The sequence below is a fragment of the Terriglobales bacterium genome (genome assembly GCA_035457425.1).
GTDB lineage: Bacteria > Acidobacteriota > Terriglobia > Terriglobales > Acidobacteriaceae > JACPNR01.
This window is the reverse complement of record DATIBR010000076.1, coordinates 38,512-44,652: the sequence shown is the minus strand read 5'-3', so window position 1 is coordinate 44,652 and position 6,141 is coordinate 38,512. Positions and strand designations below refer to the sequence as shown.

The 6,141-nt window shown below is 68.0% G+C and carries 8 protein-coding genes; 6 read left to right on the top strand and 2 right to left on the bottom strand.

Annotated elements, in window-relative coordinates; all coding sequences use genetic code 11:
• Nucleotides 1–251 precede the first annotated feature (251 nt).
• From VLA96_05845 to VLA96_05835, 3 genes are all read left to right on the top strand, one after another.
• Nucleotides 252–800, top strand: coding sequence for a dihydrofolate reductase family protein (locus VLA96_05845; GenBank protein HSE48713.1), 549 nt, complete (start codon nt 252–254; stop codon nt 798–800).
• 182 nt (nt 801–982) lie between these two features.
• Nucleotides 983–1,891: a hypothetical protein gene (locus VLA96_05840; protein HSE48712.1), complete on the top strand. Its 909-nt coding sequence runs from the start codon at nt 983–985 to the stop codon at nt 1,889–1,891.
• Nucleotides 1,892–2,019: 128 nt separating this feature from the next.
• A complete protein-coding gene (locus VLA96_05835; GenBank protein ID HSE48711.1) occupies nt 2,020–2,307 on the top strand; it encodes a hypothetical protein in 288 nt (95 codons plus the stop codon).
• A 31-nt stretch (nt 2,308–2,338) separates the two neighbouring features.
• Here the strand turns inward: VLA96_05835 and VLA96_05830 are convergent, their stop codons facing one another.
• Nucleotides 2,339–2,509 (bottom strand): hypothetical protein, encoded by a 171-nt coding sequence (locus VLA96_05830; GenBank protein ID HSE48710.1) that lies wholly within the window; start codon nt 2,507–2,509, stop codon nt 2,339–2,341.
• A 69-nt stretch (nt 2,510–2,578) separates the two neighbouring features.
• Between VLA96_05830 and VLA96_05825 the strand changes: the two genes are divergently transcribed.
• From VLA96_05825 to VLA96_05815, 3 genes are all read left to right on the top strand, one after another.
• Complete coding sequence (locus VLA96_05825; GenBank protein HSE48709.1) at nt 2,579–3,643, top strand: methyltransferase; 1,065 nt, start codon at nt 2,579–2,581, stop codon at nt 3,641–3,643.
• Nucleotides 3,644–3,764: 121 nt separating this feature from the next.
• Nucleotides 3,765–4,097, top strand: coding sequence for a hypothetical protein (locus tag VLA96_05820; GenBank protein ID HSE48708.1), 333 nt, complete (start codon nt 3,765–3,767; stop codon nt 4,095–4,097).
• 109 nt (nt 4,098–4,206) lie between these two features.
• The gene (locus tag VLA96_05815; protein HSE48707.1) at nt 4,207–4,758 is read left to right on the top strand and encodes a hypothetical protein; all 552 of its coding nucleotides are present in this window, start codon (nt 4,207–4,209) and stop codon (nt 4,756–4,758) included.
• Nucleotides 4,759–4,803: 45 nt separating this feature from the next.
• On the opposite strand, the gene VLA96_05810 is transcribed toward VLA96_05815, so the two are convergent.
• Nucleotides 4,804–6,117 carry a heparan-alpha-glucosaminide N-acetyltransferase domain-containing protein gene (locus VLA96_05810; GenBank protein ID HSE48706.1) on the bottom strand — a complete coding sequence of 438 codons (1,314 nt, stop codon included), beginning with the start codon at nt 6,115–6,117 and terminating at the stop codon, nt 4,804–4,806.
• Nucleotides 6,118–6,141 lie beyond the last annotated feature (24 nt).

Below are 6,141 nucleotides of genomic sequence, written 5' to 3'. Positions count from 1 at the left end.
GGGATCTGCCACGTCTTCACGGGCGCATTCTATCTCGGATCGTTTGTGCGCTCCTTCGCGCTGACGCGCTCGGTCGCGCGGGTTTTCTTTGGGGGGCGGGTGGCCCACCCTTCCGGCCCGACGAGGTTCTTGAGGGTGCCCCATCCTTTGCCAAGCGCGTTTTTTCGCGAGGCAAAGGGTGGGAGGCCGGGGTGCCCGACCCCAGCCGCTTTTGCTTGGGTGGGAGATTCCCCCGGCGGTACGCTTACCCGATGCGACCTCTACGGTACTCCATCAACGTCACCCTGGACGGCTGCTGCGACCATCGTGCGATCCCCGCCGACGAAGAGCTCCACCGTCACGCAAGGGCGAACCTCGAGCAGGCCGACGCCCTGCTTTTCGGGCGCGTGACCTACCAGATGATGGAGGCAGCCTTCCGTCCGTCCGCACAGGCGGTAGCGCGACCCGACTGGACCGACCCGTTCGCCCGCACCATCGACGCCGCGAAGAAGTACGTGGTGTCGAGCACCCTGGACCGGGTCGATTGGAACGCGGAGCTGGTGCGCGGCGACCTGGCGACCGCCGTGCGGAAGCTGAAGAGCGAGCCGGGCAGGGGACTCGGCGTGGGCGGCGTGAAGCTCCCGCTGGCCTTGGCCGAGCTGGGATTGATCGACGAGTACGAGTTCATCGTGCATCCCCGGGTGGTGGGCCACGGGCCGGCGCTGCTCGCCGGGCTCGCGCGGCCCCTCGACCTGAAGCTCGTAAGCCGGCTGGAGCTCGGCTCGGGCGCGGTCGCGCTGCGCTACGAGCCTAGAAGGTAGTCCTTCTCACGCGTTGCCTCTCACCGCAGGGCTCCTATCAGCGGAACGTGCTCCAGTCCCGCCCTGCGGGACGGCGAGCGATCCATCCCGTCGGCTCGCTCTCCACGTCACCGGCGGCGCGCGTCCTTGAATTCGGCTCTTCGCAGGCGCACAATCCGCGCATCCGTCTCCCGAGGTGCCCGATGAGTTGGAAGAAAGCAGCCGGGCTCGCGCTGTTCGTCGTGATCCTTCTGGGCGCCGGCCTCCTTGCCTGGCGCTACCGCATGAAGCAGCCGGAGTTCGTGGTGGAGCTCTCCGTCCCCAGCTCGGCCTTCACCCATGTCGTCCTGCTCGCCGACGGCCGCCCGGTGGCCGAAGGCTCCACCGCCTTCCGCGGAGTGGATCGGCCGACGCTGAGCGCGCACATCGCCGGGCACCCGCGCCGCAGCTACGGTCGCGAGATGTTCCCGGAGCTGAGCGCACGGCTCGAAGGTCCCTGCGGCAGCGAGACGGCGGAGGTCCGGCTCCAGACCCGGCTCGACCCGTCGGAGATGCAGCGCGCGCTCGCCCGTGGTGTGGCGATGACCGTGCAGGCCTACACCCAGCGGCGGGGGGAGCTCGCCGACGAGTCGGCGGACGTCTGGGTCGACAACCGCGAGCACGCCGAGGTCAAGCTAGTGGTCGGCGGGCACGAGGAGCACGTAGCGGCGAACAGCAAGGGCGTCTACCACATCTCATATCAGCCGGCGTGTGCGGCGGGCCGCGAAGTGCGCCTCGACGATCAGCTCATCGGCGAAGTGCGCGAGAGTGTCACCGACATCCCGCTGGACGGGACCGAGTACCACCCACTCGACATGAAGTACTCACGCAACTACCTGGTCGATACCTCCGGCAAGCGCTGCTACACCTATTCGTTGCTGTGCTACGTCCGCCCGGGGGGCTTTGGCTGCTCGGAGGCTCGCTCCTACCGCGGCAAGCTGCTGCATCGCATTCCGGGCGAGAAGGTCCATTACTTCCTGGAGCCGTCGCCCGAGCGGCTGGAGGTCCCGGGCCATGTCACGATGGAGTGGCGGTACCGCCTTAGCTCCGGCTCCTGCGGCTGGTACGAATAAGAAACGGGAGGAGAGCAGGAGCCAGTCGTGAGCTCCTCGCGTCTCATCGCTGCCGATTCTATCCGCGGGAACAATCCTCTCGCCGCGGTGTCCATTCCGGCATGGAGGGTGAGGACATGCATGAACCGATGGCCGCGAAGCGAGACCTGAAGCGCGCGCCCATCCACCGCTCCCTGGTGCTTTCCGCCTGGGTCCTCGTGCTGGTGATGGCGCTGGGCGTGGGCGCCGTGCTCACGCGGCCGGAGATCTTCGGCCAGCTGAAGCAAGACGACGCGACACACGGGCTCGGCAACCTGACCGCCGAGATGGGCGGTGTCGCGGTGCTGAGCATTGTCGCCGGGCTCGCGGTCGGCGTGCTGTTGCTCGCGCGCCGCAAGATGGAGCGCCTCGACACCGACCGCATCTACCGGATGTGAGTGGCGGGCGAGTCGCCCGCCTCCCCATGAACTACGCCCCCTTGCGGTGGCCTTCTTCCTTGTGGTGCTTCATCACGGTGCGCGCCGCGACCTCCTTGGCGCGCTTGCCGTAGCGGCCTTCCTTCTCCGCGCTCTCCTTGATGTGCTCGTACATGCGCTGCTCCTTCGATCCGACCCCGCGAACGTGCTTCTTCCCTGGCATATGCCCTCCTCACTGATGGGAGTGTCGCGGCGCACTGCGCGTTGCCGCCCGGCGTGCTACGATTTCTGGATGTCCACGGCGCCGAAACCTCCGCAGTCCGCCTCTGCCGCGCAGTCCGAACCCCTGGCTCCGCCGCGTCCCGACCAGCTCCTGATGCAGCTGGCGACCGGCTACATGGCCTCGGCCGCGCTGCACATCGCCGCCAGCCACGGCCTTGCCGACCTGCTCGCGAAGGGCCCGAAGCCCGTGGCCGAGCTGGCGCGTGCCGCTAACCTCAACGAGGACGCGCTCTACCGCGTGCTGCGCGCGCTGGCCTCCGCCGGCGTCTTCGAGGAGCGCGCGCCGCGCGTCTTCGCCAACACGCTGACCAGCGACCTGCTGCGCCGCGACGCCGGCCCGCTCCGCGCCATGGTCGAGTGGATGGGCGACCCCGTCCACATGAAGGCCTACGCGCACTTCCCGCACTCCGTCGCCACCGGCGAGACGCTCTGCCAGCCCGCCTGGGGCATGAACTGCTGGGACTACTTCGGCACGGACCCGCGCTTCGCCCGCATCTTCGACGACGCCATGACCGGCTTCAGCGCCGTCGTCATCCCCGCCGTGCTCGAGACCTATGACTTCGGCGGCATCGGGACGCTGGTCGACGTCGCCGGCGGGCACGGCTTCGTCCTCACCGCCATCCTGGAAAAGTATCCCGCGATGCGCGGCGTGCTGTTCGACATGGAGCGCGTCACCGCGGGCGCGCGCGAGCGCATCGCCAAGCTGCCCGCTGCGATCTCCAGCCGGGTGCGCGTCGAGTCCGGTGACTTCTTCCAGCAAGTGCCCCAGGGCGACGCCATCGTGATGAAGCACATCATCCACGACTGGAACGACCCCGAGGCGCGCGCGATCCTGCAGAACTGCCACCGCGCGCTCCCCGCCGGCGGCAGGCTCATGCTCATCGAGAGCGTGCTCGTCCCCGGCAACGACCCCGACCTCGGCAAGTGGATCGACCTGGAGATGCTGGCGCTGCCCGGCGGACGCGAGCGCACCGAAGAGGAGTTCCGCGCGCTGTTCGCCGGCGCCGGCTTCCGCCTCACGCGCGTGGTGCGCAACGCCTCGCCGCTCGCGGTGGTCGAGGCCGTCAAGCAGTAGCCGCTAACCCACACGATCGACGGGCTCAGAACGGCGGTAACGTTATCTCGTAATGGAGGTAACGTTACCCTCATTACCTCAGTAATTTGTGCGACTTCCCGGTTTAGGCCATCCTCAGGGTGTGAGCAAGACCAACCACATCCTGTCGGTATGCGCCGACCCTGACCTGGCCGCGGCGCGGGCGCTGCTGCTGCGCGATCACGGGCTCCAGGTCTCCACCGCGGCCACCCGGATCGAGGCCGAGCAGGCCATCGCGGGCGGCGAATTCGACGCCCTCGTCGTCGGACACACCGTCCCTTCCGAGGTCGCCACCGCCGTCACCGAGGCGTTCCGCAAGATCAACCCCAAGGCGCGCGTGGTGTTCGTGGCTTCGGGGTGGTTCATCCCCATCCGCGCCGACCGCGTGGTGCAGGTGGGCGACGGTCCCCACGCCCTGCTCGCCGCGCTGACCTAAGCACTGCCGGGCGCGCCTGCTTGACCGTTGCTCGGCGCGGGCGTAGGCTGCGCCCACTACATCCAGCCTAGAACCCTGGCCAAAAAAATCAGCGCAAGGAGCGATTCGAATGGTCCCTCTGGTCTCGCTATGGCTTCCCATCGTGGTGGGCGCGGTGATCGCGTTCGTCGCCAGCGCCATCCTGCACATGGTCCTGCCCTATCACAAGAACGACTACAAGAAACTGCCCGACGAAGAGGCGGCGCGCGCGGCGATGCGCGGCGCGGCGCCCGGCCTCTACATGACGCCGCACTGCACCCATGAGCAGATGAAGTCGCCCGAGGCGAAGGAGAAATTCAAGCAGGGGCCCAACACCATCGTCACCGTCATGCCCGCCGGCGAGGTCACCATGGGCAAGTACCTCGGCCTGTGGTTCGTGTTCCTGCTGATCGTGAACTTCTTCGTGGCATACCTGGCCTCGCGCACGCTCGCGCCCGGCACGCACTACCTGCAGGTGTTCCGCGTGGTGGGCACCGGCGCCTTCCTCGCGCTCGGCCTGGCCAACATGGCCAACGGCATCTGGAAAAGCATGCCGTGGAGCTTCGTGGTGAAGGAGATGGCCGACGGCCTGATCTACGCGCTGCTCATCGCCGGCAGCTTCGGCTGGTTGTGGCCCAGGTAGCGCCGCGGAGCTCAGCATCGCCGGCTGCGGCCGGCGATTTCTTTTCTACAAGTAGCTCAGCCACCAGTCGCGTCGCCGCTGCTTCAGGTGCATGAACCACCGGCAGGGGAAGTACAGGATGGCGATGGCGAGCGCCCACGTGGCGTAGAGGAACGGCAGGTGGTGTCCGTAGCCGGCGGGCAGCGGGTTGGCGAACATCGCGCCGCGCAGCAGCCAGTGCGCGGGCTGCCCGGTGGCCAGCGCCGCGAAATACGCCAGCAGGTGCACCACGTAGAGGTGCAGCACGTAATAGAAGAACGGCACGCGCCCGAAGACGACGAAGAAGCGCGCGACCGCGTTGCCCAGGCCCGCCCCGTCGATCTTCATGCGGTCGAAGAGCGCGATCAGGAGGAGCGTGGGCCCGAGCGTCATCAGCAGGAACTGCAGCGACGGCGGATACTTCTCCACGTCGGTGAACAGGATGAAGGTCTTGGCCAGCGTCGGCTGGAGGTGGAAGGTGGCGTCGATGTCCGGCCCGGCGGCGGCCAGCGTCTTGGGATTGCCGTACAGGTTGAACGCGCGCAGGACCACGAACGCGGCCGTGAGCGCGGCCCCGGCGCGCAACATCCAGCGCTGGCGCTCCGCGGCGGCGCGGCGCAGCACCGCGCCGAAGACGAACCCCAGCGACATCACCCCCACCCACGGGATCAGCGGATACACCACGAAGATCCCGAATGGGAAGTTCGGCGGCACGTGCAGGAACGCCGGCGGCTTCACCGGGATGAATCCCTGCGTGTGGAAGAGCACCCAGTACCACGGCACCTTCCCGAAGTTGGCGAAGCCTCCGGGCGGCTGGATGTAGTCGAGCAGGTTGTGGCCGGCGACCAGGAGCGCGCCGAAGGCCGCCACCCAGCGCAGCGGCAGGCGGATGAGGAACGAGTTGATCACCATCGACCACCCGATCACCCAGATGACCTGCGCGAAGCCGAACGGGAACAGGAACGACCACCCGAACCCGATGATGGTGTACTCGGCGAAGACCAGCCACAGTCCGCGCGTCCACAGGAAGCGCGAGGTGCGCGCGACGTCGCCGTGGCGCGCGTACGAAAGATACGCGCCGGTCCCCGCGAGGAAGACGAAGGCGGGCGCGCAGAAGTGCGTGATCCAGCGCGTGAGCCAGAGGGCGAGCGAGGTGGTCGTCCAGTGCTCCGGCGTGGGCTGCGCGAAGCTCATGTAGTCGCGCACGTGGTCCAGCGCCATGATGACCATCACCAGGCCGCGCATGACGTCGATCGCGTCGAGCCGCAGCTTCCCGGGGACGAACGGCCCCGAGACCTGCGGCGGCCGCAGCTCGCGCTCGACTTGGGAATCGGCCGCCATGGAAGCGCGGAAGGGTACCACGGT

Bases quoted from the DNA above. Each gene is read 5' to 3' on its own strand.
- VLA96_05845 (HSE48713.1), top strand. From the start codon at position 252: ATGCGACCTCTACGGTACTCCATCAACGTCACCCTGGACGGCTGCTGC.
- VLA96_05840 (HSE48712.1), top strand. From the start codon at position 983: ATGAGTTGGAAGAAAGCAGCCGGGCTCGCGCTGTTCGTCGTGATCCTT.
- VLA96_05835 (HSE48711.1), top strand. From the start codon at position 2,020: ATGGCCGCGAAGCGAGACCTGAAGCGCGCGCCCATCCACCGCTCCCTG.
- VLA96_05830 (HSE48710.1), bottom strand. From the start codon at position 2,509: ATGCCAGGGAAGAAGCACGTTCGCGGGGTCGGATCGAAGGAGCAGCGC.
- VLA96_05825 (HSE48709.1), top strand. From the start codon at position 2,579: ATGTCCACGGCGCCGAAACCTCCGCAGTCCGCCTCTGCCGCGCAGTCC.
- VLA96_05815 (HSE48707.1), top strand. From the start codon at position 4,207: ATGGTCCCTCTGGTCTCGCTATGGCTTCCCATCGTGGTGGGCGCGGTG.
- VLA96_05810 (HSE48706.1), bottom strand. From the start codon at position 6,117: ATGGCGGCCGATTCCCAAGTCGAGCGCGAGCTGCGGCCGCCGCAGGTC.